Origin of the sequence: Streptomyces sp. F63, from assembly GCF_018070345.1 — a bacterium.
GTDB lineage: Bacteria > Actinomycetota > Actinomycetes > Streptomycetales > Streptomycetaceae > Streptomyces.
In genome coordinates this window covers 114,052-140,283 of sequence record NZ_JAGPXX010000016.1, presented here as the reverse complement: position 1 = coordinate 140,283, position 26,232 = coordinate 114,052, and the positions used below count along the sequence as shown (strand labels likewise).

The following is a 26,232-nucleotide window of genomic DNA, read 5'->3' as shown; positions in this document are numbered from 1 at the left end:
TTCAACGCGTCGATCCGCCCCGCCCGGGACAACGCCCCACGCTCCAGCAACCCCAGCATCGCCGCCGTCTGCGGCCCCGGCACCACTCCCGCCAGATACGCCGCCCACTCATCCGCCGACACCGGCGCCCCCGCCCCGGCACCACCGGTGGAGTCACCGACCGTCACCCTGGCCGGGTCCATGGTGGGGTCGGTGGTGGAATCGGTGGCGGGATCGGTGGCGGTGCCGGTCTCGCCGTGGTCGAGCAATGTGGCCTGCATGATGCCCCCCCGTCCGCTCGGACGCCCGATGAACTCACGCCCCCGTGACGGGAGTTCCTACCCCTATTCTCCGTCACGGACGGTAATGGATCCAGGTCCGAGACCCGGAACCACCCGAACGAGTGACCGAAAACGGACCCGGGAACTCCACCCTTGGCCCACACCGCACACCGCACACCACCACCACCGCCACCAGCCCGCCACCACCGACAGCCCGCCGCCACCGCCGCCACTGCCACTGACACTGCCGCCACCGACATGAACGCCGCCACCGCCACCTCTTCAACGACACCACCGACGCCACCGACGCCACCGGCACCACCGGCAGCCCACCGCGACCGCCACCACCGACAGCCCGCCACAACGGCGGGACGGCCGACGAGCACTGGCGCGCGTGTGCTTCCGCGCACCCCCACCGGCACCAGCCACGCCAACGCCTTTCCAGCCGACCCCGGGCACGCACGGCCCCGGATAGACGACCGACCCCGGGCCACCCCCCGACCCGGATGCCGTAACCCCCACCACGACAACCACGGACAGCCCGCACCCCACCCGCCACCACCACCGCGCCGCCCACCCGGGTCGTAACCTTCAGGGCGGCAACGAACGGCTCTCACTTCCGGCTGCCCGCCTCCGCCTCAGCCGGCCTCAGCCCAACCGGCCTCAGCCCAACCGGCCCAGCCCGCCTGGGCCCCCTCGGTTCCAAGCCCGCCGCCCAGCGCCACGGCTCCCTCGCCCGGCCCCGTCGCGACCTCGTCCCGCCCCCGGCGACCGGCCCCGGCCCCGCCCCCGTCCCGGCCCCAGCAGCCGCCCCGGCACCGCTCCCGCACCCGCTACCGCTCCCGCACCAACACCCGCGTCGCGGTTCACGTCAGCCGCCCCGACCCCGGACACCGCGCCACTCATGGGCCCGGCGCCCGGTCCGCCCGCAGGCAGCCCCGGAGCGCGCGCACCAGCGCCTGGGCCCTGGTATCCGCCGTCACACTCTTCTGGAGACCGTTCGTCACATAGCCGAAGCCGATTCCCGCTTCGGGATCCGCGAAGGCCAGGGAGCCGCCGCGGCCCGGGTGGCCGAAGGAGCCCCGGGACAGCAGTGGGCAGGCCGGGCCGTGGAGCATGTAGCCGAGCCCGAAGCGGGTGTCGACGACCAGGACGCGGTCCGGCCCGGCGGACTCCTCCGTACGGGCCTGGGCGAGGGTCGCCGGGACGAAGAGCCGGTGCCCGTCCGCCACCGGGCCGATCAGGGCCGCGTAGAAGCGGGAGAGCGCCCGCGCGGTGGCGATACCGCCGGAGGCGGGGAGTTCGGCGGCACGGTAGGCCGGGTCGTTCTCGTCCGGCAGCGGGGCGACGGCGGCGAAGGCCCGCCGCGTCAGGGAGCCCGGGTCGTCGTAGGCGTCGGTGACGGACCGCTTGGGCCGGACGCGGAGCCCCGCCGCGGCCGGCCTCTCGGGGGCCCGGACCTCCGCGATCCGTCCCACCCGGTCCTGCTGCCCGGCCGGCAGCCCCAGCCACAGCTCGAGTCCGAGGGGGGCGGCGATCTCCTCGGCGATCCAGCGCCCGATGGAGCGGCCGCCGACCCGGCGGACCAGCTCCGCCAGCAGCCAGCCATACGTCATGGCGTGGTAGCCGTGCGCCGTGCCGGGCTCCCAGGCGGGCGCCTGGGCGGCCAGTGCCTCCGGTCCGCTCACGCCGTCGAGCGCCTGCGCGGGGGTGAGCGGGGTGTCCAGGGCGGGCACCCCGGCGCGGTGGTTGAGCAGATGCCGTACGAGCACGCGTTCCTTGCCGGCGGTCTTGAACTCGGGCCAGTAGGTGCCGAGCGGCGCGTCCAGGTCGAGCTGTCCGCGCTGCTGCAGCAGGAGCGGTACGGCGGCGGCGACGCCCTTGGTGACGGACCGCACGATCTGAGCGGTCTCCGCGGCCCAGGGCTCGGTTCCGTACGGGTCGGCCGTTCCGGCCCAGAGGTCGACGACCTTCTGCCCGTCCCGGTGCACGGCGACCGCCGCTCCGCGTTCGCCGCGCTCCTCGAAGTTGCGGACGAAGGCGTCCCGGACCGGCTCGAAGCCGTCCGCCACCGTGCCGTGGACGTCCACCACTGTGCTGCATCTCCCGTTGCCCGTTCCGTCACCGGCCATCCATAGTGCCTGGTATGCCGCACTGTCCGCTCGGCGGGTCCGGTCGTCGGCCCCGGTGGCGGGGCGGTCCGCGGACGGTGCGCGGACGGTGCGGGCCGGGACGCGGCCGCTACGGTGCCGGCACGGTCACCGAGGACGGGTCGAAGCCGAAGGGCAGTTCCAGCCGGTGCGCACGCATCAGCTCCTCGTCCGCCAGGAGTTCCCGGGTCCGGCCGTCGGCGGCGATGACCCCGCCGCTGAGCACGACGGAGCGCGGGCAGAGCTCCAGGGCGTACGGCAGATCGTGGGTGACCATGAGCACGGTCACGTCCAGGGACCTCAGCACATCGGCGAGTTCCCGGCGCGAAGCCGGATCGAGATTGGAGGAGGGCTCGTCCAGGACGAGGATCTCCGGTTCCATGGCCAGGACGGTGGCGACGGCGACCCGGCGGCGCTGGCCGAACGACAGATGGTGCGGCGGCCGGTCCGCGTAGCCCGCCATGCCGACCCGGTCCAGGGCGCGGGCGACCGTCTTCTCCAGTTCCTCACCGCGCAGTCCGGCAGCGGCCGGGCCAAAGGCGACGTCCTCGCGGACCGTGGGCATGAACAGCTGGTCGTCCGGGTCCTGGAAGACGATGCCGACCCGGCGGCGGACCTCGGCCAGGTTCTTCTTCGCGACGGGCAGCCCCGCCACGCGTACGGTGCCGGCCCCCGTTCCCGTGCCGGCGCCGAGGATGCCGTTCAGGTGGAGGACGAGGGTGGTCTTGCCGGCGCCGTTCGGGCCGAGCAGGGCGACGCGCTCACCGCGTCCGACGGCCAGATCGACGCCGAAGAGCGCCTGGTGGCCGTCGGGGTAGGCGTAGGCGAGGCCGGCGATCTCCAGCGAGGGGACGCCTTCCGGGCCGTGGGCGGTGGAGGAGGCTGAGGCCGGGGAGGGGGTCACGGGGTCCATTCCATCGGGCCGGCCGCCGGAGCGGGTGGCGAGGCGGGGGCGGGGAGGGGCGCGGGGACGAAAGCAGGGGCGGGGGCGGGGGCGGTCACAGCGTCCACCCCGCCAGGCACACGGCCAGCGCGGCGGCGGGCAGCACGGCCGCGCGGGCCCACTGCGTCCGGGTGGCGGTCGCCTCGTCGATCACGGGCATCGTCCCGGTGTATCCCCGGCTCACCATCGCCAGATGGACGCGTTCGCCCCGCTCGTAGGAGCGGATGAACAGCGCCCCGGCGGACTTGGCCAGCACGCCCCAGTGGCGGATGCCGCGCGCCTCGAAGCCGCGTGAGAGCCGGGCGATGCGCATCCTGCGCATCTCGTCGGTGATCACATCGCCGTAGCGGATCATGAAGGAGGCGATCTGGACGAGCATCGGCGGCATCCGCAGCCGCTGCAGTCCGAGGAGCAGTTCACGCAGCTCGGTGGTGGAGGCGAGCAGCACGGAGGCGGCAACCCCGAGCGTGCCCTTGACCAGGATGTTCCAGGCCCCCCAGAGTCCGGGGACGGAGAGCGGCAGACCGAGCACCACGGTGCGCTCTCCCTCGGCGGCGAACGGCATCAGGACGGCGAACGCGACGAACGGCACCTCGACCAGCATCCGCTTCAGCAGGAAGCCCGCCGGGACGCGGGCCGCCGCCGCGGTCGCGGCGAGCAGCAGTGCGTACACGCCGAAGGCCCAGAAGACCTCGCGGGGAGTGGCGACCACCACGAGGACGAAGCCGAAGGCCGCGGTGATCTTGCACTGCGGTGGCAGCCGGTGCACGGCCGAGTGGCCGTGCCGGTAGAGCTTGTGGGCATGACCCGCGCCCACGGCTAACGCTCGCCCTGGGTGGTGGCGGTGCGGGGGGCCTCGCGGCGGGCGTCCTGCGGCTCGTCCTCCGGGCGGGCGCCCGCATCCGGCGCGTCCTGCGGGCGGGCGTCCTGCGGGCGGCGGCGGACGAGCCAGAAGAGGCCCGTGCCGAGGGCGAGGGTGGCGCCGACTCCGATGACACCGGCCAGTCCGCCGGAGAGGCGGGGATCGACGATGTCGCGCGCCTGGTAGTCGGCGAGCGGGGAGTCCTCGGCCGCGTGGTCCTCGACCGTCTTGTCGATGCCGTGGTCGGCGGCGACCTTCTCCAGACCGTCGGGACTGGCCGAGGCGTAGTAGCTGACGACCCCGGCGAGCAGCAGGGTGATCAGGACGCCGGTGATCCACAGCAGCCGGGTGCGCGGGCCCTTGGGGCGGGTGGCGGCGGACATCAGGCGGTCGCCTCCTTGTTGTCGGTGCTCCGGGCGGCGGTACCGCCGGAATCGGATGTGCCGCCGGTGCCGGGGGTGCCGCCGGCCGGACGCGGGCGGGCGGGTGCGGCCGCCGGGCCGGCGGTGAGAAGACGCAGATGCGGCCCGAGGCCCCGGGCGCCGTACACGAGGTCGGGCCGGACGGCGATGACCGCGCCGATGGTCAGCGCGGTGATGACGCCCTCGCCGATGCCGATGAGCGTGTGGACGCCGACCATGGCCGCGAAGACCGTGCCGAGCGCCACGTCGGTGGTGCCTCCGAGGGCGTAGAGACCGGTGAAGGCGGCAGCGGCGGCCGGTACGGAGAGCAACGCGGCCAGGAAGGAGGCGGCGGTGACGGAGGTCCGGGCCCTGGGCAGCAGTCGCACCAGCCCGCGGAAGACGGCGTAGGCGACGGGCACGCCCACCACGGCCATGGTGGTGATGTTGACGCCCAACGCGGTGAGGCCGCCGTCGGCGAAGAGGACTCCCTGCATGAGCAGGACCACGGAGATGCAGAGGACGCCGGTGTAGGGGCCGACGAGGATGGCGGCGAGCGCCCCGCCGAGCAGATGGCCGCTGGTGCCGGCCGCGACCGGGAAGTTGAGCATCTGGACGGCGAAGACGAAGGCGGCGACGAGCCCGGCCAGGGGCGCGGTGCGCTCGTCGAGTTCGCGCCGGGCGCCGCGCAGACCGACCGCCACCGCGGCTGCGGCGACGGCTCCGGTGGCCACGGACACGGGTGCGTCGAAGAACCCGTCGGGGACGTGCATGGTTGTGGCTCCGCTCTGCTCGGCGGCCTGCTTGTTCGACCTCTCAAGAGTAATGGGCACTTGCATATGCTTTGCAAGAGCGTCCCGGTTTCGGTTCTCGGCCACCGCGGACGACACCCGGCCGCACCGCCGCGCCCGGCGCCGCATGGAGGGCGGAAGCCCGGCGGGGGCATGCCGAAGCCCCCGGTGGCGTCCGAAAGGACGGCTGATGCCACCGGGGGCTCCACCGGCGCCGCGCCCCGTCCCCACGGGGCGGCGCCGTCCGGTCTCCCGGCTCCGCTGGGACCGGGACACCGGAGTACGGGTGGTCCGGGCGGCGGCCGGGGGCCCGACCGCCGCACCGCACCGCGGTCTAGCCGGCGCGGCCCGCTCCGGATGCCTGCCCGGCACGCCGCCCGGCGCCGTCACCGTCGGCGTTGGCGTCACCGTCGGCGTTGGTGTCACCGCCGGCGTTGGTGACACCGCCGGCGTTGGCGTCACCGCTGTCACCGGCCTCGCCGGCCGGTCCGGACGCGGCGGACTCGTGCAGATCCAGCTCGCGCTGGAGTCCGTCGCCGTCCACGTCGACGTTCGGCAGCAGCCGGTCCAGGGGCCGCGGCAGCCACCAGGCCGCCTTGCCGAGCAGACCGAGGACGGCCGGGACGATGGCCATGCGCACGATGAAGGCGTCGAACAGCACGGCGACCGCGAGGCCGAAGCCGATCATCTTGATCATCGAGTCGGAGGAGCCGATGAAGCCGGCGAAGACGCTGATCATGATGACCGCGGCCGCGGTGACCACCCGGGCTCCGTGCCGGAAGCCGGTGACCACGGCCTCGTGCGGGCTCTCCCCGTGGACATGGGCCTCGCGCATCCGGGTCACCAGGAACACCTCGTAGTCCATCGCCAGGCCGAACACCACGCCGACCATGAAGATCGGCATCATGCTCATGATCGGACCGGTCTCCTCGACGCCGAACAACCCGCCGAGCCATCCCCACTGGAAGACGGCCACCACCGCACCGAGCGCGGCCACCACGGACAGCAGGAAGCCGAGCGCCGCCTTGAGCGGGACGAGGAGGGACCGGAAGACGACCGTCAGCAGCAGGAAGGCGAGCCCGACGACCAGGGCCAGATAGGGCAGCAGGGCGTCGTTGAGCTTCTGCGAGACGTCGATGTTCATCGCGGTGGTGCCGGTGACCAGGGTCCGCGCACCCGTGTCGGCCCGCAGGTCGCCGGATTCCGCCCGGATGTCCGCGACGAGTTCCTCGGTCTCGGCGCCGGTCGGCTCCGAGGCCGGGACGACGCTGAACATGGCCGTGTCCCCGGCCTTGTTGAACTGCGCCGGGGTGACGGTCGCGATGCCGTCCAGACCGGAGACCCGATCGGTGACCCGCTCCACCGCCGCCTTCGGGTCGTCGCTGCCGTCCGCGTCCACGACGATCACGAGCGGCCCGTTGAAGCCGGGGCCGAAGCCCTCGGAGAGCATGTCGTACGCCTTGCGCTGCGTGGTGCTCGTCGGCTGGCTGCCGTCGTCCGGCAGGCCGAGGCTCAGCTCCGTCGCCGGCACCGCGAGGGCACCGAGGCCGGCCACGCCGACGAGGAGGACGACGGCCGGGCGGCGCAGGACGAACCGCGCCCAGCGCGTGCCCATGTTCGGCTTGGCCGGAGCGCCGGCCGCCGGCTTCGCGGAACCCTCCGGGGTGCCGCTCCCCGCCTCGGCCGCCGACGTGCCGGCCTTGCGGACCTTGCGGGCCCTGCGGCCCAGCGCCCGGTCGCCCGCGAAGCCCAGCACGGCCGGGATCAGGGTGAGGGCGACGAGGACGGCGACGACGACCGTACCGGCCGCCGCCAGGCCCATCTTGGTGAGCAGCGGGATGTTGACGACGGAGAGTCCGGCCAGGGCGATGACGACGGTCAGCCCGGCGAAGACGACCGCCGAGCCCGCGGTGCCGACGGCGCGGCCCGCGGCGTCGGCCGGATCACGGCCGTCCACCAGTTCGGCTCGGTAGCGGGAGACGATGAACAGCGCGTAGTCGATGCCCACGGCGAGGCCGATCATCGTGGCGAGGATCGAGGTGGTGCTGGACAGATCCAGCACGCTGCCGAGCGCGGTGATGGTGCCGACCCCGACGCCGACCCCGATCAGGGCGGTGATCAGTGGCATGCCGGCCGCGATCAGCGAACCGAAGGTGATCGCGAGCACGATCGCGGAGACGACGACGCCGATGATCTCGCCGCTTCCGGTCTCCGGAACGGCCTGGAGGGCGTCGCCGCCGGTCTCCACCGTGAGGCCCAGCTCGCGGCCGTTCTCGGCGGCGGCCTGCAGTTCCTCCCGCGATGTCTCGGTCAGTTCGAAGGAGTTGACCTCGTAGGAGACCTGGCTGTAAGCGGTCGTGCCGTCCTTGCTGACGGCCTTGGCCCGGAACGGGTCGGGGGCGCCGGCGACCTGTCCGCCGTCGGCGAGCTCGCCGACGACGTCCAGCACCGCCGCCTTGTTCTCCGGGTCGGTGATCTTCTCACCGTCCGGCGCGCGGAACACGACGCGGGCCGTGGCACCGTCGGCGGCGGTCCCGGGGAAGCGTTCCTCCAGTACGTCGAAGGCACGCTGCGCCTCGGTGCCGGGGATCGAGAACGAGTTGCCGGCGGGGCCGGGAGCGGTCGCCGCGGCGACGCCGACGCCGGCCAGCAGGGCTGCCCATATGAGGGTGACGAGCCGGCGTCGCCGGAAGGCGAGCCGGCCGATTCGGTAGAGGAAAGTGGCCACGAGAAGTGGTGCTCCCGTCGGGTCGGTGGTCGTAGGGGACAAGGAACGTGCTGGAGAACGGGGTGGCGTGGCACCCCGCCGGTGCGGCGGGTGCGGCCGGGAACGGGCCGCGGCCGGGCCCCCGGCGGGCCTCCGCATGCGCGCGGCGGGATCCCGGGCCCCGGGGCCGGATCCGGAACCGGGATCCCGGAGCCCGGAGCCCGGCGCCCCTGGTCGCGGGCCGTCCGGGGCCGTGGCCCGGGGGCTCGCGGAAGGCCGTGCGAAGCCCGCCCCGTGGCGGTCGGAGGCGCCGCACGCCGGGTGCCTGTGCTTCTTCTGTTGTCGAGGTCTCTGTTGCGGAGTGGCCTCCGCGGGCGGAGGCCGGGACCGGGCTACACGCCGAGGGCGGGAAGGATGACGGAGTCGACGTACTCGACGAGGAAGTCCGAGTCGGCGTACACCCCCTCGATGAGGAAGCGGGTGACGAGCCCGCCGATGAGCATGTGCGGCACATAGGTCCGGGCCGGGCAGCCGGCGGCCAGCTCGCCCCGGTCCACGGCCCGCTGGAGCACCTGGTCGAGCGCCTGGACCTCGGGCTCGATGAGCAGCTCCCGCAGGGCCTGGTGGAGGTCGGCGTTCCGGTGCACGGCGTGCCCGAGGGCGCTCAGCAGCTCGGCGTCCTTGACGCACTGGCCGTCGTCCACGTGCCGGGCGATGGCCTGCATGTCGCCGCGGAGCGATCCGGTGTCGAACCGCCGCAGGTCGACGGGGGCCGCGTGCCGCAGGGCGGAGACGACCAGTTCCGGTTTGCCCTTCCACTGGCGGTAGAGGGTGGCCTTGCTGGACCTGGTGCGGCTCGCGACGGCGTCCATGGTCAGCGCGTCGTAGCCGACCTCGCGCAGCAGGTCGAGGACGGCGCCGTACAGCTCGGACTCGCGCTCCGGGGTGAGCCGGGTACGGCGTGCGGGCTGTGCGGCCTCCTCGGTGGGCATTCGGACCTCCTCGACGGAACCGGCGGCGTGCGCCGGTCACCCGAACGGCCGGGCGAACCAGCCATTTGAACGAAACGGTTTCGTACCGCTGATCCTAGGTCCCTCCCGAACGAAACGACAACGTTTCGATGTGTGCCGCGCATCACGGCGGCCGTGGCCCGGGACGCGGCCCCGGCCCGGGACGCCGGGACCCTCCGCCGCCACGAGTTGCCGCCCCCCGCCCGGCCCCGAACCATGGAGAAGGTGACCGATGGCGCGTATCTCCGGTTTCCCCACCTCCACGGCGATCTGCTCTGCTTCGCCGCCGAGGACGATCTGTGGCTCGCCCGGCTCCCGGCGCCGGGCGACGGCACCAACGGCACCGGCACCGGCACCGGCACCGGCACCGGCACCGAACCCGACCACCGCGCCTGGCGGCTGACCGTCGACCGGACCCGGACCGGCCACCCCCGTTTCTCCCCCGACGGCAGCCGGATCGCCTTCACCACCTGGCGGAGCCTGGATCCGGAGATCCATCTGGTCCCGGTGTCCGGCGGCCCCGCCCGCCGGCTCAGCTACTGGGGCAGCACCGACACCCGGGTCTGCGGCTGGAGCCCCGACGGCACCGTCCTCGCCGTGGCCTCGCACGGGCAGCCGTTCTCGTACTTCTCCTGGGCCTACCGGGTGCCGACCGACGGCAGTCCCGGCGACCGGCTGCCCTGGGGCCCGGTCTCCCACATCGCCTGCACCGGCACCGGGAGCGAGCGCCGCACTCTCCTCCTCACGGGCAAGCCCCCGCACGAGCCCGCCGCCTGGAAGCGCTACCGCGGCGGCGCCACCGGACGGCTGTTCCTCGACGGCGAGCGGCTGCTGCCCGGCCTCGACGGCCATCTGGACTGCCCCATGTTCGTCGGTGACCGGATCGCCTTCCTCTCCGACCACGAGGGGACCGGCAACCTCTACTCCTGCCGGCCCGACGGCTCCGACCTGCGCCGCCACACCGACCACGCCGACTTCTACGCCCGCCACGCCTCCACCGACGGATCCCGGGTGGTCTACCAGTGCGCGGGGGACCTCTGGCTGGCCGAGGACTTCGGCCCGGACGGCGTCCCGCGGAAGCTGCCGGTGCGTCTGGGCGCACCGCGCGCCGGCCGCCGCCGCTACCAGGTGCCCGCCGCCGCGAACGTCCAGTCCCTCTCCGTCGACAGCACCGGCCGGGCCAGCGCCGTCTGCGTCCGCGGCAGCCTGTACTGGCTGACCCACCGGGACGGTCCGGCCCGGACGATCACCGACGTGCCCGGGGTGCGCATCCGGATGCCGGAGATCCTCGGCGCCACCGGACGCGTGGCGTACGTGACGGACGCCGAGGGCGAGGACGCCATCGAGATCGCCCACCTGCCCCGGGCCAGCGGCGGACGCGACAGCCGGCGGATCGCGAGCGGCCGGATCGGGCGGGTGCACGAACTGGTCTCCTCCCCCGACGGCGAGCTCCTGGCCATCGCCACGCACGACGGCCGGCTGCTGATCGCCGACGCGCTGCCGGAGGGCCGGGGGGAGACCGTGGAACTGATCCAGTCGGTCAACGGCCCCGTGCGCGACCTGGCCTTCTCCCCCGACTCGGACTGGATCACCTGGTCACACCCGGGCATCGGCCGCTCACTGCGGCAGATCAAGCTGGCCCGGCTCGTCGACCGGCTGATCCTCGACGTCACCGACGGCCGCTTCGAGGACGAGCAGCCGGTCTTCACCCGCGACGGCCGCTACCTGGCCTTCCTCTCCTGGCGCGGCTTCGACCCGGTGTACGACGTGCACACCGGCGATCTGTCGTTCCCGCTCGGCTGCCGCCCCTACCTGCTGCCGCTGGCGTCCTCCACCCCCTCCCCCTTCGCCCTGTCGGCGGAGGGGCGGACGGCGGCCGGCGGGCTGGACGCGGAGGACACGGAGGGCGACGGCTCGGTCTTCGTCGAGGTGAACGGGCTGGCGAGCCGGGTGACACCCTTCCCCGTCGCCGCCTCCAAGTACTCCTCGCTGCGGCCGGTGGCGGGCGGCGGACTGGTGTGGCTGCGGTGGCCCATCTCCGGGGCGCTCGGCGAGACCTTCGCCAACCCGGCCGACATGACCGGGCGCCCGACGCTCGAACACTTCGACCTGGCGAAGGCCAAGCGCACCGAACTCGCCGTCCACCTGGACTCCTTCGAGGTCAGCGGGGACGGCACCCGGCTGGTGATCAACGACGAGGGCGATCTGCGCGCCGTGCCGTCGAACGACCTGCCCGACCCGGACACCACCGTCCATCTCGACCTCCGCCGGATCATGCACGAGGCGGACCCCGAGGCCGAGTGGCGGCAGGCGTACGCGGAGGCGGGCCGGATCGTCCGGTCGTACTTCTGGGATCCGGGGATGTGCGGCATCGACTGGGACGCGGTGCTGGAGCAGTACCGCCCGCTGGTGGAACGGGTCGCCTCCCCCGACGAGTTCGCCGACCTCCTGCGGGAGGTCATGGGCGAGCTGGGCACGTCGCACGCCTATGTGGCCCCCGCCCGGCGCAACGAGGGCCCGCCGCACTACCAGCGCGCGATCGGCCTGCTCGGCGCCGACTTCCACCGCACCCCGGACGGCCGCTGGGTGGTGGGCAGGATCCTGCCCGGCGAGTCCTCGGACTCCCGGGCCCGCTCGCCCCTCGCCGGCTCCGGAGTGCTGGAGGGCTCGGTGCTCACACAGGTCGACGGCCGGCCGGTGGACCCGGTGACGGGGCCGTACCCGCTGCTGGCGGCGGCGGGGGGCACCACCGTCGAGCTCACCTTCGCGCCACCGGCCACCGAGCGGAGCGGGAACGGGGAGACGGCCGTGCAGCCGGAGGCGGGCACGCGCGGCGGAGCGGCCGGGGATGCGCAGGAGACGGAGGAGACGGAGGAGACACAGGAGACGGAGGAAGCCCCGGAGACACCACCCGGCCCCTCCCGGCGGGTCGCCATCGTGCCGCTCATCGACGAGCGGCCACTGCGCTACCAGGACTGGGTGGCCAAACGCCGGGCGGTGGTCCACGAGTTGAGCGGCGGCCGCTGCGGCTATCTGCACATCCCCGACATGGGCGGCTCCGGGTGGGCCCAGTTCAACCGGGACCTGCGGATGGAGATGGCCCGGCCGGCCCTCATCGTGGACGTCCGGGGCAACGCGGGCGGCAACATCAGCGAACTGGTCGTCGAGAAGCTGACCCGCACGATCCTCGGCTGGGATCTCACCCGGGACGCCCAGCCGATCTCGTACGCCTCGAACGCCCCGCGCGGGCCGATCGTCGCCCTCGCGGACGAGATGACCTCCTCCGACGGCGACATGATCACCGCCGCCTTCAAACTGCTCGGCCTGGGACCGGTGGTGGGCCTGCGCACCTGGGGCGGTGTGGTCGGGATGACCGGCCGGCACCGCCTCGTGGACGGCACCGTCATCACCGTGCCCATGAACGCGGCATGGTTCGAGGGCTACGGCTGGGGCGTCGAGAACCACGGCGTGGAACCGGACATCGAAGTGGACCGCACCCCACTCGACTGGGCGGAAGGCCGCCACAAGCAGTTCGACGACGCCGTGCACCTCGCCCTCGAACTGCTGGAGCAGCAACCGCCGGCGAGCCCGCCGGACCACTCGGACATCCCCGGCCGCGCCCGCCCGCCACTGCCACCGCGCGCGGGGACGGACGGGGTAGGTACGGGCGCGGGGACGGACCGACCGACGGGCCGACGACGGTGAGGGTGAGGGAAGGGAGAACCGAGGATGGGTGTCCGGGACGAGTTCCAGGAGAAGGCGCGCGAGGCGGCACGGAAACCTCGCCGCGAGGAAGCACGGGACGAGCCGCGGGACCGGCGCGGACGGCCGGGCCGGCGGAGCGGCCGGGAACCGGGGCGGCCGGGAGAACGGGGACCGGACGGCGGACGGGAAGAAGGAAAGGAGGGGCGGGAGGAGACCCCCCGGGAGCGCAACAAACTCCAGGAGTTCGGCGGGGGCACCCGGAGCGGCAACGCGCAGGAGAAGGCCCGGCAGGCCCGGCGGGCGAAGGAGGCCCGGGAGGAGCAGGTGGCCAGAACGGGACGGGCGGACATGAGCGATGTGGAGGACATGGGCATCTGAGACGCGGCACACGGCGGGGCGCCCCCCTCCGGGAGGGATGGCCGCCGCCTCCGCGGAGGGGGCGCACCCCCGCCCGAGTGCGCCCCCGTTCATGGGCGGGTGCCGGTGCGGCCGGCCGCACCGGTTCCGGCGTCCCGCCGTCCCGCCGATCCCGCCGTCCGCTACCCCGCGCGTTCCCCGCGGGCCAGTTCGTCCGCGGCACCGCCGGCGCCGACGAGCCCCCGGGTCACGCCCGCCGTGCTCAGCCTGGGCTCCGCGCGGCGCATCTCGCGCTGCCCGACCGTTCCGATGAGGCCCGGGAGGTAGCCGCGGATGGACTGCATGCCGCGCAGCCACCACTGGGCGTAGACGTGGGCCGAGCGGCGTTCGATGCCGGCCACGATCCGGTCGACGGCCGGCTCCAGGGGGTAGGTGCGGTTGGTCGGCCAGGGCAGCCGGGAGCGCAGCTCCCGCATCACCTCGTCCTCGTCGGCGCCACGCACCATGTCGGTGTCGGTCCAGCTGAGGTAGCCCACCCCGACCTTGACGCCCTTGTAGCCGGCTTCGGCCCGCAGGCAGTGGGCGAAGGCCTCGACACCGGACTTGGACGCGCAGTACGCCGACATCATGGGGGCCGGGGTGATGGCGGCGAGCGAGGCGATCTGGAGCAGATAGCCGCGGTTCTCCGTCAGAGCGGGCAGGAAGGCGCGCGCGGTGGTGGCGCTGCCCATCAGGTTGACCTGGATCACCCGGTTCCAGGAGACGGCGTCGGAGTCCGTGAACGGCCCGCCGGCCGCCACACCGGCGTTGGCGACGACGGCGTCGATCCGCCCGAACCGTTCCCCGACCTCCCGGGCCACCCGGTCCATCGCCTCGAAGTCGGTCACGTCGACGTGCCAGTGGCCGGTTTCGCCCGGGATGTCGTCCGACACCTTCGCGAGCCGTTCCGGCTCCAGCCCGAGCAGGGCGACCTTGGCGCCGCGGGCCGCGAGTTTGCGGGCCAGCAGTTCACCGACGCCGCGCGCGGCGCCCGTGACGACGACGACCTGTCCCGCGAGCTTCCGCTTGCCCCGTCCGCCGCTCATGCCGATTCCTCCCCGACGAGTTCTCCGGTGGCGGGTCCGCCGCCCGGTGCGCTGTGGCCCGGGAGGTGGTCCCGGACCAGCCCGCGGATCACGGAACCGACCTCGTCGGGTGCCTCGATCGGTGTCATGTGGCCCTTGCCGTCGAGGGTGGTGAGGCCGGCGCTGTTCGGCAGGGCGTCGATGATCCGCTGTGACAGGACGGGCGGGGTGAGCCGGTCCGCGCTGCCGGTGATGACGGCGGTCGGCATGGTGAGCCCGCCGAGGCCCGCGTCCAGGTCCAGGATCGCGAGGACCTCGGTGGCCCAGCCGGCCCGGACCTTGCGCGGGCAGGCGTGCACGATCTCGGCGCAGGCCTGCACCTGCTCCCGGGTGGCGCGGGGGCCCATGGTGGCGTACTGAAGGATCTTGCGGGACATTCCGTTGACCGGGCCGAGGGGGGCACTGGAGGCCAGCACCGCGCGCTGGATCGCCGTCCGTATCCGGCCGGCGCGCAGCGGCAGCACGACGGACTCGGCGACGAGCCGGGAGCTTCCGGTGTTGCACAGCAGGGCGGCGGCGGCGCGTTCGGTGAGGAACGGCCGGCCGGCGGCGGCCATCACCGTCATGCCGCCCATGGAGTGCCCGGCTATGACGGCGCGTTCCCCGGGGGCGAGGGTGGCGGCGAGCACGGCCTCCAGGTCGTCGGCGAGGGCGGTGGTGCTGTAGCCGCCGGGGCCGGGGACCGGACTGCGGCCGTGGCCGCGCTGGTCGTAGGCGATCACGCGGTGATCGGCGGCGAGTTCGCGGACGACCGCGGACCAGAAGGCGGTGGAGCAGGTCCAGCCGTGCACGAGGACGACGGCCGGCGCCTTCTCGGGGCCGTGGATCTCGGTGTGGACGCGGGAGCCGTCGGCGGAGGTGACGGTCAGCTCGCGGACGGCGGCGAGCGGTGCGTACCGTCCGCCGGGGCTCTGGGTGGTACGGCTCATGCGGCGGTCTCCCCTGGGGGCTGGGTGGTGGGTGCGGTGGGGGTGGCGGCGGTGGGTGCGGCGGCAGCCGCGGCGGTTGCGGGGGCCGGGCGGGGCCCGGGCCCGGTACGGGCGGGGGCGCGCAGCACCTCGTACTCGGCGGGGTCCAGGCGCCGGGTGGCCTTGCGGAACTCACCGGTGGTGCCGGGCCAGACGGTGGTGTTGTTGCCGCGCGCGTCGAGGTACCAGCTGGTGCAGCCGCCGGTGTTCCAGACGGTGCGCTTCATCCGCTGCTGCACCTTCTCGGTCCAGGCGTCGGTGGCCTCGGGGCGGGCGTCCAGGGCGGCGCTGCCGCCGAGGGCGTCGAGTCGGCGGATGTGGTCCATGGCGTAGTTCAGCTGGGACTCGATCATGAGGATCATCGAGCTGTTGCCGAGGCCGGTGTTGGGCCCGATGATCATCAGGAAGTTGGGGAAGCCGGGGACGCTGCTGCCCCGGAGGGCCGCCATCCCGCCCTTCCACTCCTCGGCGAGGGTGCGGCCGCCGGCGCCGGTGACCCGTTCGGCGATCGGCATGTCGGTGACGCGGAAGCCGGTACCGAAGACGATCGCGTCCGCCTCGGACTCGGTCCCGTCGGCGGCGACGAGGGTCGAGCCGCGGACCTCCTGGAGGCCGGAGGCGACGAGGTCGACATTGGGCTGGGCCAGCGCCGGATAGTAGGTGTTCGACAGCAGGATGCGCTTGCAGCCGATCCGGTAGTCCGGGGTGAGCTTGGCCCGCAGCTCCTTGTCCTTGATCGCCTTGTGCATATGGGCCTTGGCGAGCTTCTCGACCAGGCCGAGCTGCTGGGGCCGCTTGGTGAACGCCTGGACCTGGAGCTCGCGGACGCTCCACAGCAGTCCGCGGCGGAGGGTGGCGGTGACCGGCAGCAGGCTGTGCAGCCGGCGTTCGATGCCGCTGATCCTGCGGTCCATGCGCTGCATGACCCACGGCGGCGTCCGCTGGAAGAGGGTGAGCCGCTCCACGTCCGGCTGGATGGCCGGCACGATCTGGATGGCGGAGGCGCCGGTGCCGATCATCGCGACCCGCTTGCCGCGGATGTCGTAGGTGTGGTCCCACTGCGCGGAGTGGAAGACCCTGCCGGGGAAGGTGTCCAGGCCGGGGACGTCCGGAACGCGGGGATCGGAGAGCGGCCCGGTCGCCGAGATGACGACATCGGCGGTGAGCGGCCCGCTCGCCGTCCCGATCTCCCAGTGCAGCCGCTCGGTGTTCCAGCGGGCGCTCAGCACCTCGCTGTTGAAGCGGATGTGGGGACGCAGGCCGAAGGTGTCGGTGACCCGTTCCAGGTAGGCGCGGATGTGCGGCTGGCCGGAGAAGTTGCGGGGCCAGTCGGGGTTGGGCGCGAAGGAGAAGGAGTAGAGGTGGGAGGGGACGTCGCAGGCGCAGCCGGGGTAGCTGTTGTCCCGCCAGGTACCGCCGACCGAGTCCGACCGCTCCAGCACGGTGAAGTCGGTGACTCCCGCGCGGCGGAGCCGGACGGCGGCTCCGAGCCCGCCGAACCCGGAGCCGATCACCGCCACTCGTACGTGCTGAGGCCCGTGCTCCTGTATCCGCTCCGCCATACTCGGCCTCCAGAACCGCTGTCCATCACCGGGCAATCGCGCCAGCAATCACTGGCACGGTTTGGAGAGTAGAGCAGGAACGTACCGGTGGGTAGGGGGTGGGCGAAAAGAAGTTACCGGCGGTTGCACCAGCTGCCGCACCACCCGCGTACTTCCAGCACGCCGGCGGCACTCCGCCTGACGGTGCACCGCACCGGACGCCGCGAGCTTCCCGGCAAACCCTCCCCGCCACAGCACCAGCCCGCGCCGCGCGCCCGCCGGGGACCACGGGACAGCCCTTAGGCTTCCGGTGTGGCGAATGAGGAAGCGCAGAGCGCCGCGGAGCGGGCCCGGAAGACCGGGCCCGGCCGGACGGCGGAAGCGGACAGGGAACCGGAGGGGGCGAGCGGGGCGGAGCAGTTGAACGGGGCGGAAGGGACGGGCGGCCCCGGGCAGGGCGGCCGCGCCGGAGACACCCGCGGGGAGGGCTCACCCCGCGAATACCGCATGGAGGAACTGGCCGCCGAGGCCGGCGTGCCCGTCCGCACCCTGCGCTTCTACCGCGAGCGCAGGCTGCTGCCGCCACCGCGCCGCGAGGGCCGTATCGCCTGGTACAACGAGCACCACCTGGCACGGCTGCGGACCATCGCCGCCCTGCTCGACCGCGGCCACACCCTGGGCGGCATCGCCGATCTGCTCGCGGCCTTCGAGAGCGGCCGGGACGTGCGCGAACTGCTGTGCCTGGAGGGCGGATTGAGCGTCCCCTGGTCCGAGGAGACCCCGGTCCGGCTCTCCCCGGAGGAACTGGCCGACCACTTCGAGGACGACGTCACCACCGAGAACCTCCAGGCCACCCTGGACCTGGGCTATGTCGCCCTGGACGGCGACGAGGTGGTGCACGTCAGCCGCCGCCTGCTGGAGGCCTCCAGCGCACTCGTCGACGAGGGGGTGCCGCTCGCGTCCGTCCTCGCCGCCGCCCGGGAGGTACGGGGACACGCCGAAGCGCTCGCCGAGGTGTTCACCGGCCTCTTCCGCACCCACGTCCTCTCCGGCCTCCTCGACCACACCGGCACCGGCACCGGCACCGACACCGACACCGCACGGCCGCTCAGCACAGCCGAGGTGGGGCGGATCACCGGGACCGTGGAACGGCTGCGGCCCATCGCGAAGGTCGTCGTGGACGCGGAGCTCGCGATGGCGATGGAACGCCGGATCAAGGCCGAACTGGAGGACTGGCGCACAGCCCGCACGCCCGGACCGGACGGCACCGGCGGGCCGGGCGGAAAGGACCGGCCGGGCGGCGCGGACGCGCCGGGCACCCCGTAACGCCCACCGGGATCAGGCCGGGGCGGCCCCGCTCAGCGCCTCCCCGTCATCGGGCCCGCCGGACGGCCCCGGCGTCTCGGAGGTGCCGGACGCCGCGGACCGCCCGGCGTCCTCCGTCCCGCCGGAGCGCCCGGCCGCGGCCGGGCCCTCCACCGCCAGCGGAGCCCCCGCCGCCGCGGAACCATGTGTGACCCGGATCTTCGACTGCCCGTGCGGCAGCTCCTCCCAGTCGTCCATGAACCGGGCCGCCAGGCCGTGCTTCTCCGCCAAGGCGGTCAGTGTCCCGGTCCGGTAGTAGAAGTCCTCGTGCAGGACGTGGTGTTCCTCCGCCTCCGTGCGGTCGAACGTGAAGTCGAACCAGCCGCCGGGAGCCAGGATCCGCCCGACATGCGCGAAGCACTCCTCGATCACGGACAGCGGGGAGTGCGAGAACACGCTGTGCGCGTGCACCACGTCGAAGTGCGCGTCGGGCAGGAAGGAGAAGGTCAGATCGCGCACCGGCGTCAGTGTCGGCAGCTTCTCGCGCAGCCCGCAGCGGACAAGGGTGTCCTGGGCGGCGAAGAGGATGTCCGGGGAGATGTCGATGCCGTAGTAGTGGCCGGGGTCCAGGTGGTCGATGAAACGCCAGCCACCCCGCAGATTCCCGCAGCCGATCTCCAGCATCCGGTGCTCGGGCCGCAGACCGTGCGCTGCCAGGTAGTCGAACTGCATCGCCCCCAGCGCCAGCCAGCGCTCGTGGGTGCGGCTGCCGACGGCGGCGTCCGGACTGGCGGCCGTGTCCGAGCGCATCACCGCGCGGTAGTACGCGATGTGGTCGGGCGAGCGGAGGCGCAGCCAGGCGTCCCGGCCCGCCCGGACCGCGTACCGGGGCACCCGGGCCGGGTGGCGCAGCGCGTAACGGACTCGGTGACCGAGAGTGTGCCGCCTGGCAGTGAGCTTCTTGCGGGGCATGGCTCTCCTTCCCTTCCCGCCGGGCCGGAACGACCTCGCGTGGCCGCGGCGATCCGCCCAGGGTAGGAAAGAACACCTGTAACCGCCCCTCCCCACCGGCCTCTTCCGGTGGAAGAACGGGCGTCCCCTGTTGACGTGCGGCCGCACCGATCCGCCGGGTCACCCTTCCCGGGACCCCGGGACGTCATACGTGACCGTCACCGGCGCGTGGTCCGACCAGCGCAGGTCGTGGCTCGCCGCCCGTTCGACCTCGGCCTTGAGGGCGCGCCCGGCCAGCCGCCGCGTCGCCACATGGAGATCGATGCGCCACCCGGTCGATTCAGACTCCACTACGCTCTGCGCCATGACACAACTCCGCGCACTCAGCGCCATTCGACTGTCGGTCCGCACGGATGAGACGACGTCCCCCGCCAGGCAGCGGGCAGCCAACTCGAACGAAGCCGCACGCCGTGGCGCTGTCATCGTCGGGGAGGCGGAGGACCTGGACGTCAGCGCCACGAAGACGACACCGTTCGACCGGCCGGAGCTGGGGGCCTGGCTTCAGCGCCCCGATGATTTCGACATGATCATCTGGTGGCGCATGGACCGTGCCGTCCGCTCCATGTCGGACATGGCTGAACTGGGCCGCTGGGCGAAGGCGCACGGGAAGCTGCTGGTCTTCGCTGAGGGTCCCGGCGGCGCTCCGATGGACCTGGACATGCGGACCGTGTCGCCCGTCAGCGAACTGATCACGACCCTTCTGGCCTTCTCCGCTCAGATGGAGTCCACGGCCATCCGGGAGCGCGTGACCGGCGCCCAGGCTGCCCTCCGCTCCCAGGGCCGATACAGCGGCGGCCTGGTCCCGTTCGGCTACGAGAAGATCCCCAACCCTGACGGCCCTGGCTACAAGCTGGCGCCGGAGCCAGAGGCCGTGAAGATCCTGTCCGGCATCATCCGGGACGTCTTGAACGGCCAGGCGCTTACCTCCATAGCGCTGGCCCTGAACGATGCTGGTGTGCTGGTCCCGCGTGACTACCAGGCCGCGAAGGCTGGCCGCCAGACTGGCGGCGTCAGGAACGGCCAGCGTCACAACCGGTTCCGCTGGACTGCCGGTGCCCTGTCGAAGATCCTCCGTTCCCCCGCGCTGATGGGCTACCGAATTCACAACAGGAAGCCTGTCCGGGACAGCGACGGTCGGCCGGTACTGATCGGGGAACCCATCCTGTCCCGTGAGGAGTTCGACACCCTTCAGGAGTGCCTAGACGTTCGCAAGCCGCAGAAGAGCCGTACCCGCCGGGACACGAAGGCCCTGCTCCTGGGCGTAGCGAAGTGCTCATCCTGCGGCGGGAACATGTACCGCGCCGACAGGATCGGGGGCGCTGACTACATCTGCCGCGCGTCAGCCCGTGGCGCACGGTGCACGTCTGCGGCTGGCATGCGCGCTGACTGGCTGGAGCAGTACGCCGAAGCGGAGTTCCTGGCCCGTATCGGGGACACCCAGATCATGAAGGTCGTGACCCGCAAGGGCTACGACCCAACCCCCGAACTGCGGGAAGTAGAAGCGGAGTTGCGCGCGCTGTACGCCGACAAGGAGACGCGCAAGTCACGCACCGGCCGGATGATCTGGCAGGAGGAAGTGGCGACCCTGGAGCGGCGGGCGGAGGCCCTGGAAGCGACACCCAGGACGGAGGCCCAGACGGAGATCGTGCCGACCGGCGAGACGTACGCCAGCTTCTGGGCCCGGCATGACACGGCTGGCCGCCGCCAGCTCCTCCTGGACGCGGGGGCCAGGGTGACCGTGACGAAGGGCCGCACCGGCGGAGGCGCTGAGCGGCTGGCAGGCCCGGACCTGTCCCGGCTGTCCTTCGCCATCGGCGCACATGACGACCCGCAGGCCGCGCGCCTGGAGGAGATCGCAGCGGAGGAAGACGCGGCGGCCCTGTTCTGAGAGACAGGGCCGCCGACTGAGGGCCCCTGGCTTCGGCTGGGGGCCTTCGTGCTGCGTGAGGGCCTGTGACGCGGTCTGGGCCGGCTGGGACTGGCGGCCGCACAGGGCCTTCCGCCGGGCGGGTCATGTCCTGGCCTGTCTCTAGGTACGGGGCCGCTGCGGCGGCTTCCTGCGGAACAGGTCATGTCCTGGCCTGTCTAGTAGTGAGGCTGGTTCACCAGTCTCCGGCGCATGCGACCACCGGCGCCGCTCCTCAGTCTTCGGCCCTGCCTGGCTGGTTCCTCCCGCGTCGCATCGGGAGTCGAAACCGCTGGGCGGGGCCGTTGTGCGTTCCAGTGCCGTGCGGTCACTCCTCAGTCCGCCCCGCACGGCCCTGGGACGCTCCCTCAGACACGGCCCCAGAGGCCCACTACCCAGTCACGCAGTAGGACGCCAACTCTCCTGCGCTGACGGTTCAGACAGCCCGCTGGCGGCTTCATAGCCAGCAACACAGGCCCTCGCCGGGTCGGCTCGCAGCGTGGATTGGCGTCCTCTCGCTGCTGGGTCTCCGGCGGGGGCCTGTCTTCGTTTCCAGACTCCCGCAGGCGGCCGGGTCAAGCCGCCGACCTCCAATGGTTCGGAGTGGTCACAGGCCGCCGGTCAGTCGCACGCCAGGCAACCCAGCCGGGGCAGCGGTTGGCCGGTGGCCGCCGACCGACCGGACCCGGAGGCCAGACCACCCGAACCGACTGAACGGAGGTCCCCCCCGTGGACCAGAACTCGAACGACATCCCGACCGTGACCCCCAGTGTTGCCCGCTCCTGGGATGGGACCTGGCTCCTGATGGTCCGCTGCCCCTGGTGCACCAAGCTCCACACGCACGGCGGAGGCGATGGCGACCAGCCGGGCCGCTTCGGTGCGCGCGTCAGCCACTGCCGAGACGGGAACCAGGGCGCGTACGTCATCACTGACCCGGCGGAGGTGGCCGCGTGAGCATCATCGACGCCGGTATCTACGCCACCTGCCCTGTCTGCCAGACCCCGGACGCCATGTACCGCGATGACAGCACGGGCGCCCTGTACGTGGACCTGTTCTGCGACTGCCCATACGGCGACGTCTTGGCAGCCCTGGACACGGCAGCGGAGGCAGACGCGCCCCTGTGGCGTGAAGGCTCCCTGGCAGAAACGGACCTGGCCGCGCGCCTGGGCTCCGAGTAGACGCTGATGACCGGCGCGCGGGAGGTCCTGTACGTCCGATACGAAGACTTCGACACGCACCACGACCTGCTGAACGTGGCGAACGGCGTACTGGATCTCCGCACGGGTGAACTGAGCCCACACGACCCGGCGCTGATGTTCACGAAGATCAGCCCGACGTCGTACGTGCCCAACGCCCAGCATGCCGACTGGGACGCGGCCCTGACGGCCCTGCCCGATGACGTGGCCGACTGGATGCGGGTCCGCTTCGGCCAGGCTGCGACCGGCCACGCTGCCAGCGATGACGTCGTCCCGTTCCTGTTCGGCGGAGGCGCCAACGGTAAGACGACCGTCCTGGACGGCATCATCGGAGCGCTGGGGAAGGCTGACGTCAGCGGGTACGCAACCACGGTCCCTGACAAGGTCCTGCTTGGTTCCCAGAACGACCACCCGACAGAGCTGATGACTCTGAAGGGGGCCCGCTTCGCGTACATCGAAGAACTGCCGGAGGGCGACTACCTGAACGCGGTTCGGCTGAAGAAGGCCGCCGGTACGGACGGCATGATCGCCCGGCACATCGGCCAGGACAACGTCTCATGGACGGCGACACACAGCCTGTTCGTGACGACGAACTTCGAAGTCCGCATCGACGCTGTTGACCACGGCACATGGCGCCGCCTGGCCCTGGTCAAGTTCCCGTTCACGTACGACGGCAGGGACCCCGACCGGCCGAAGGACCCGACGCTTCGGGACAGGCTCCGCAGCGGGAACGACGGCCAGCACGAAGCTGTCCTGGCTTGGCTGGTCGCTGGCGCCATGGCCTGGTACGCGGCGGGCCGGGTCCTGCCGGACATGCCGGAGACTGTCCGCGCTGATACGGAGACCTGGCGCCACGGCAGCAACAAGGCTGTGGCGTTCCTGGATGAGTTCCTGGAGCCAGCCGAGGGGTGCGCCGTGCCGACCGCCCAGGTCTTCGACCAGTTCACGGCCTGGGCCCGCCGGAACGGACAGCGGCAGTGGACGGCTGACACGTTCTGGTCCCGCGCTGAACAGCACGCCTGGTTCCGCAGCGGGAAGGCCGACCGGCCCCGTTCCCCGATCAGCACGAAGCGGTGGCAGATCCAGGGCCAGAAGACAGCGAAGGCCCGTCTGTTGACCGGCCTGCGATGGGTGGACGGTTCCCAACCGGCGGAGGCAGCGGAGGGCGCGGCGGAGGCGTTTCCGGACGCCATCCAGTAACGGCCCCGACCGGAACAACCGGAACAGGCTTCCGTGGTCGTTTGGCTACGTATCGGATTACGTGGCTGATCGGCCATGAACCCCTGTTCCGGTTGTTCCGGTCCTCCTCCGCTGCTCCTGCCGTCCCTCCCCCTGACTCCCCCGGAGGTCTTCCCTTGAACGCTCCTGCTGCTGCCCATGAGGTCTTCGCCAGTCTCCTGGACTGGTACGGACCGACTCCCGACCTGGCCGACCCTGCCGTTACCGCTGCTGTCGTCTCGGACGCTGAGCTGGAGGCCGAAGCCCTGGCAGACGACCCGGACGACGTGGCCCGGATCGCGTCCGCTGCGACCGCTGCCTATGCGGCCTTCCGCGCGGCTGAGCCCGACCCGAACCCGTTCCGCCGGTACTTCCGGGAGGTCTTCGCGTGACCCTGTCCTCTGCCCTGCGCATCGCCCTGGCCGCCCTGGCTGACGCTGCCTTGGCCGCTGCCTGTGCCTCCGAACGTGAGACGTTCCGCGCTGCCGCTGACCGTCTGGCTGGCGTGCCTGTCGACGTCGACTGACTCCGGCCTGGGACGTCGCGTACGTCTTCCCCTGGTTCGGTACGTCTTCCAGTTCACGTACGTGTCCGTTCCGCGCCAGATGCCGGTTCGGCCGGCTGGCCCTGGCCGTGTCTCCGAGCGCGCCTGGCTCGCCTCTGACGCCTTCCTGGCCACCGCTGGCCCGGAGGGCCTGGGCCGTGAGAGCGGCCGCACTGGGCCGTTCCTGAGCGCCCCTGGAGGCCCTGCCGTGACCGACCCTGTCACCAACCCTGCCGCTGTTCAGCTCCACCCCCACAACCCGTCCAGGCTGACCGACACGGACCGGTCCTTCGCTGAAGCCTTCGCTGAGTTCCTGCCCGATGTGATCGAGCTGGACCAGGGCAGTGAGACCAGCGTGGGGGACCTGACCCGCGCCATTCGCCGTGCCATGCGCAACACGCCCGCCGCTTCCCGGGGAATCCCGACCAGTTCCGTCCGCCGTCTGGCTTCCGCGGCAGGCTTCAAACTGCGCCGCGAGGACTCGGAGACCTTCGTCCTGGACGTCCGGCTGAAGCGTCGCTGACGGCCCCTCTGCCCGCCTTCCTGGCCCTCACCGGCCCGGAGGGCTTGCGGGGTGAGAACGGCCGTACAGAGGCCGTCCAGACCCTTAGGAGTCCCGCTATGCCTGCCCGTCGCCGCAACCGTCAGCCGAAGGCCCAGACCCCGGCCCAGGCCCCCGCCCCTGTCAAGCCGCTGGCCAAGGACCCTGACCTGAACCGGCGCATCCGTGCTGCCCTCCGGTCCGCGCCTGACGCCACTGAGCGCGTTGATCGCATCCTCGGCCGCTGACCAGCGCCACCCCCATACCACACCTGAACCAAGGAGCCTGACCCATGTCTGACCAGTACGACAGTTACCTGACCCTGACCGGCGTCCCCGACGCTCGCTTCCTGCCGCGCCCCGTTCGCGCTCTGCTGAAGGACCGCGATGACGCCTACAGCGCGTGGGTCGATGCGGAGGACAAGTACCTTCACCTCCTGGCCCCTGACTGGCGTGAGCAGGCCACCGCTGCTGACCGTGCTGCCGCGCGACAGGCCGTGGCCGATGGTGGGGACCCGTTCGAGCTGTCGTCCGCGCTGGGCAAGGCCGAGCAGGACCGGCCGCGTGCCATCGCCATCGTGGAGGACCTGGCGGCCAAGGTCCGCGCTGCTGACTCGAAGCTGCGCGACGCTGTCCGGCGTGAGATGCCGACCATTGCGCGGGCCATCGGCCAGGAGCTGGCAAAGGCCAAGGACGCGTACCTGGCGGCCCAGCGGAAGGCCGATGAAGCACGGCAGACCTATGGCGCTGTCCTGGCCGCCCGCTCGACCGCCGTCAACTGGGAGCTGGGCGTGTTCTCCGACTTCACTGGTGCTACCCAGGCTTCGCCCCGCGACGCGGCAGGCATGGAACCGCGCGACGTGTACCAGGTCCCGCACCGGCCCGGCATGCCGGAGGTTCAGGCCATCGAAGCCAGCTTCGAAGCCATCGGCGTGCGGGACCTCTACGGCGAGACCGGGGAGCCTGTCCACCAGGACGATCCGATGGTCCGCGTCCGGGCCCACAACTCCGGCGGGGTCATGGACATGAAGCGCTCCCACGCGCTGTACCTGGAGCGCCAGGGCATGGTCACTGTCCTTGACGCCGACGCTGCCTGACCTGTCCAACTCGCCTGTGGGGCCCAGTAGTTGACTGCCTGACGCTGGGCCCCCTGGCGCTGCCCTGAGGAGGTACCCATGCACGATGCTCAGCCGACGCCAGCGGACATGCCTGCCAGCATCAGGCCCCGGCCAGTCGATGTGTCCTGTCGGCATCCGCGCTGTCAGGTTCAGACCGGGGGCCTGGCCCGCTGCCTGGTTCACCACATGGAGCGCCAGCGGAGGACCAGCCGGTGAGAGTCCGTGTAGGGCTGGGCCACTACCTGGCTCTGGGCGGCCAGGACTACGCGATGGGCGATGAGATCGAGATCCCTGACGACGCGGCAGCCGCCTGGCTGGCAACGGGCATGGTCGTGGCCGTGGAGGAGGACCAGCCGGACACCGCCGACCATCACTGGCTGTGACTGTCGACATCGTCGCAGGTCAGAGGCTTGTGAGCCACATAACCGCAGGTCAGGGCCCCGGGGGTAGACCCCCGTCCCTGTTGAAACCGGCAACGCCATGGAGGGCTCTGTCCCCTGCGCCCGGTTCAGAGACCCGGTCAAGTAACTGACCGTGACGCACGAAGGCCCCCAGCCGATGCACAGTGTCCGCCG

Annotated in this window: 20 protein-coding genes and 3 pseudogenes; 11 read left to right on the top strand and 12 right to left on the bottom strand. The window is 72.4% G+C overall.

All coding sequences use genetic code 11. The features are described 5' to 3' along the window. The 7 genes and pseudogenes from KBZ10_RS18100 to KBZ10_RS18070 all read right to left on the bottom strand — a co-directional run. A pseudogene (locus KBZ10_RS18100) lies at positions 1-260 on the bottom strand (hypothetical protein); the annotation flags it as partial. Between the two features lie 902 nt (positions 261-1,162). Beyond that, complete coding sequence (locus KBZ10_RS18095; protein ID WP_307847495.1) at positions 1,163-2,353, bottom strand: serine hydrolase domain-containing protein; 1,191 nt, start codon at positions 2,351-2,353, stop codon at positions 1,163-1,165. A 148-nt stretch (positions 2,354-2,501) separates the two neighbouring features. After that, on the bottom strand, positions 2,502-3,323 hold the full coding sequence (locus KBZ10_RS18090) for an energy-coupling factor ABC transporter ATP-binding protein (protein ID WP_374223369.1): 822 nt from the start codon (positions 3,321-3,323) through the stop codon (positions 2,502-2,504). A gap of 85 nt (positions 3,324-3,408) precedes the next feature. Beyond that, complete coding sequence (gene cbiQ, locus KBZ10_RS18085; RefSeq protein ID WP_210988669.1) at positions 3,409-4,170, bottom strand: cobalt ECF transporter T component CbiQ; 762 nt, start codon at positions 4,168-4,170, stop codon at positions 3,409-3,411. A gap of 2 nt (positions 4,171-4,172) precedes the next feature. Beyond that, positions 4,173-5,389 (bottom strand): annotated as a pseudogene (locus tag KBZ10_RS18080) (energy-coupling factor ABC transporter permease). A 352-nt stretch (positions 5,390-5,741) separates the two neighbouring features. After that, positions 5,742-8,135 carry an MMPL family transporter gene (locus KBZ10_RS18075; protein WP_210988668.1) on the bottom strand — a complete coding sequence of 798 codons (2,394 nt, stop codon included), beginning with the start codon at positions 8,133-8,135 and terminating at the stop codon, positions 5,742-5,744. A gap of 371 nt (positions 8,136-8,506) precedes the next feature. Beyond that, entirely contained in the window at positions 8,507-9,106 is a 600-nt protein-coding gene (locus KBZ10_RS18070; protein ID WP_210988667.1) for a TetR/AcrR family transcriptional regulator, read from the bottom strand. Positions 9,107-9,340: 234 nt separating this feature from the next. Between KBZ10_RS18070 and KBZ10_RS18065 the strand changes: the two genes are divergently transcribed. Together KBZ10_RS18065 and KBZ10_RS18060 are read left to right on the top strand one after the other, a co-directional pair. Continuing rightward, positions 9,341-12,829 carry a S41 family peptidase gene (locus KBZ10_RS18065; RefSeq protein ID WP_210988685.1) on the top strand — a complete coding sequence of 1,163 codons (3,489 nt, stop codon included), beginning with the start codon at positions 9,341-9,343 and terminating at the stop codon, positions 12,827-12,829. 24 nt (positions 12,830-12,853) lie between these two features. Continuing rightward, positions 12,854-13,207 (top strand): hypothetical protein, encoded by a 354-nt coding sequence (locus KBZ10_RS18060; protein ID WP_210988666.1) that lies wholly within the window; start codon positions 12,854-12,856, stop codon positions 13,205-13,207. A 161-nt stretch (positions 13,208-13,368) separates the two neighbouring features. Here the strand turns inward: KBZ10_RS18060 and KBZ10_RS18055 are convergent, their stop codons facing one another. The 3 genes from KBZ10_RS18055 to KBZ10_RS18045 are packed head-to-tail and all read right to left on the bottom strand — an operon-like array spanning position 13,369 to position 16,840. After that, positions 13,369-14,271: an SDR family oxidoreductase gene (locus KBZ10_RS18055; protein ID WP_210988665.1), complete on the bottom strand. Its 903-nt coding sequence runs from the start codon at positions 14,269-14,271 to the stop codon at positions 13,369-13,371. After that, complete coding sequence (locus KBZ10_RS18050) at positions 14,268-15,239, bottom strand: alpha/beta fold hydrolase (RefSeq protein WP_210988664.1); 972 nt, start codon at positions 15,237-15,239, stop codon at positions 14,268-14,270. Before KBZ10_RS18050 ends, KBZ10_RS18055 begins: the two co-directional genes overlap by 4 nt. Then, positions 15,236-16,840: an NAD(P)/FAD-dependent oxidoreductase gene (locus KBZ10_RS18045; RefSeq protein ID WP_210988663.1), complete on the bottom strand. Its 1,605-nt coding sequence runs from the start codon at positions 16,838-16,840 to the stop codon at positions 15,236-15,238. Before KBZ10_RS18045 ends, KBZ10_RS18050 begins: the two co-directional genes overlap by 4 nt. Before the next feature lie 486 nt (positions 16,841-17,326). On the opposite strand from KBZ10_RS18045, the gene KBZ10_RS18040 reads away from it, so the two are divergent. Next, complete coding sequence (locus tag KBZ10_RS18040) at positions 17,327-18,145, top strand: MerR family transcriptional regulator (RefSeq protein ID WP_210988684.1); 819 nt, start codon at positions 17,327-17,329, stop codon at positions 18,143-18,145. Between the two features lie 174 nt (positions 18,146-18,319). Here the strand turns inward: KBZ10_RS18040 and KBZ10_RS18035 are convergent. After that, positions 18,320-19,096 (bottom strand): annotated as a pseudogene (locus KBZ10_RS18035) (class I SAM-dependent methyltransferase); the annotation flags it as partial. A gap of 159 nt (positions 19,097-19,255) precedes the next feature. After that, the gene (locus KBZ10_RS18030; protein ID WP_210988686.1) at positions 19,256-19,441 is read right to left on the bottom strand and encodes a hypothetical protein; all 186 of its coding nucleotides are present in this window, start codon (positions 19,439-19,441) and stop codon (positions 19,256-19,258) included. On the opposite strand from KBZ10_RS18030, the gene KBZ10_RS18025 reads away from it, so the two are divergent. The 8 genes from KBZ10_RS18025 to KBZ10_RS17990 all read left to right on the top strand — a co-directional run bounded on the left by KBZ10_RS18025 (position 19,440) and on the right by KBZ10_RS17990 (position 26,040). After that, entirely contained in the window at positions 19,440-21,023 is a 1,584-nt protein-coding gene (locus KBZ10_RS18025; RefSeq protein WP_210988661.1) for a recombinase family protein, read from the top strand. The genes KBZ10_RS18030 and KBZ10_RS18025 overlap by 2 nt on opposite strands. A 747-nt stretch (positions 21,024-21,770) precedes the next feature. Then, positions 21,771-21,995: a hypothetical protein gene (locus KBZ10_RS18020; RefSeq protein ID WP_210988660.1), complete on the top strand. Its 225-nt coding sequence runs from the start codon at positions 21,771-21,773 to the stop codon at positions 21,993-21,995. Continuing rightward, on the top strand, positions 21,992-22,219 hold the full coding sequence (locus KBZ10_RS18015; protein ID WP_210988659.1) for a hypothetical protein: 228 nt from the start codon (positions 21,992-21,994) through the stop codon (positions 22,217-22,219). Before KBZ10_RS18020 ends, KBZ10_RS18015 begins: the two co-directional genes overlap by 4 nt. Before the next feature lie 6 nt (positions 22,220-22,225). After that, positions 22,226-23,437 carry a phage/plasmid primase, P4 family gene (locus KBZ10_RS18010; protein ID WP_210988658.1) on the top strand — a complete coding sequence of 404 codons (1,212 nt, stop codon included), beginning with the start codon at positions 22,226-22,228 and terminating at the stop codon, positions 23,435-23,437. A 155-nt stretch (positions 23,438-23,592) separates the two neighbouring features. Beyond that, a complete protein-coding gene (locus KBZ10_RS18005) occupies positions 23,593-23,847 on the top strand; it encodes a hypothetical protein (RefSeq protein ID WP_210988657.1) in 255 nt (84 codons plus the stop codon). Positions 23,848-24,207: 360 nt separating this feature from the next. Beyond that, the gene (locus tag KBZ10_RS18000; RefSeq protein ID WP_210988656.1) at positions 24,208-24,522 is read left to right on the top strand and encodes a hypothetical protein; all 315 of its coding nucleotides are present in this window, start codon (positions 24,208-24,210) and stop codon (positions 24,520-24,522) included. Between the two features lie 310 nt (positions 24,523-24,832). Then, a complete protein-coding gene (locus KBZ10_RS17995; protein WP_210988655.1) occupies positions 24,833-25,636 on the top strand; it encodes a hypothetical protein in 804 nt (267 codons plus the stop codon). Positions 25,637-25,869: 233 nt separating this feature from the next. Then, a complete protein-coding gene (locus KBZ10_RS17990) occupies positions 25,870-26,040 on the top strand; it encodes a hypothetical protein (protein WP_210988654.1) in 171 nt (56 codons plus the stop codon). Positions 26,041-26,232 lie beyond the last annotated feature (192 nt).

Bases quoted from the DNA above. Each gene is read 5' to 3' on its own strand.
- KBZ10_RS18090 (WP_374223369.1), bottom strand. From the start codon at position 3,323: ATGGACCCCGTGACCCCCTCCCCGGCCTCAGCCTCCTCCACCGCCCAC.
- KBZ10_RS18070 (WP_210988667.1), bottom strand. From the start codon at position 9,106: ATGCCCACCGAGGAGGCCGCACAGCCCGCACGCCGTACCCGGCTCACC.
- KBZ10_RS18065 (WP_210988685.1), top strand. From the start codon at position 9,341: ATGGAGAAGGTGACCGATGGCGCGTATCTCCGGTTTCCCCACCTCCAC.
- KBZ10_RS18060 (WP_210988666.1), top strand. From the start codon at position 12,854: ATGGGTGTCCGGGACGAGTTCCAGGAGAAGGCGCGCGAGGCGGCACGG.
- KBZ10_RS18055 (WP_210988665.1), bottom strand. From the start codon at position 14,271: ATGAGCGGCGGACGGGGCAAGCGGAAGCTCGCGGGACAGGTCGTCGTC.
- KBZ10_RS18050 (WP_210988664.1), bottom strand. From the start codon at position 15,239: ATGAGCCGTACCACCCAGAGCCCCGGCGGACGGTACGCACCGCTCGCC.
- KBZ10_RS18045 (WP_210988663.1), bottom strand. From the start codon at position 16,840: ATGGCGGAGCGGATACAGGAGCACGGGCCTCAGCACGTACGAGTGGCG.
- KBZ10_RS18040 (WP_210988684.1), top strand. From the start codon at position 17,327: ATGGAGGAACTGGCCGCCGAGGCCGGCGTGCCCGTCCGCACCCTGCGC.
- KBZ10_RS18025 (WP_210988661.1), top strand. From the start codon at position 19,440: ATGACACAACTCCGCGCACTCAGCGCCATTCGACTGTCGGTCCGCACG.
- KBZ10_RS18030 (WP_210988686.1), bottom strand. From the start codon at position 19,441: ATGGCGCAGAGCGTAGTGGAGTCTGAATCGACCGGGTGGCGCATCGAT.
- KBZ10_RS18010 (WP_210988658.1), top strand. From the start codon at position 22,226: ATGACCGGCGCGCGGGAGGTCCTGTACGTCCGATACGAAGACTTCGAC.
- KBZ10_RS17995 (WP_210988655.1), top strand. From the start codon at position 24,833: ATGTCTGACCAGTACGACAGTTACCTGACCCTGACCGGCGTCCCCGAC.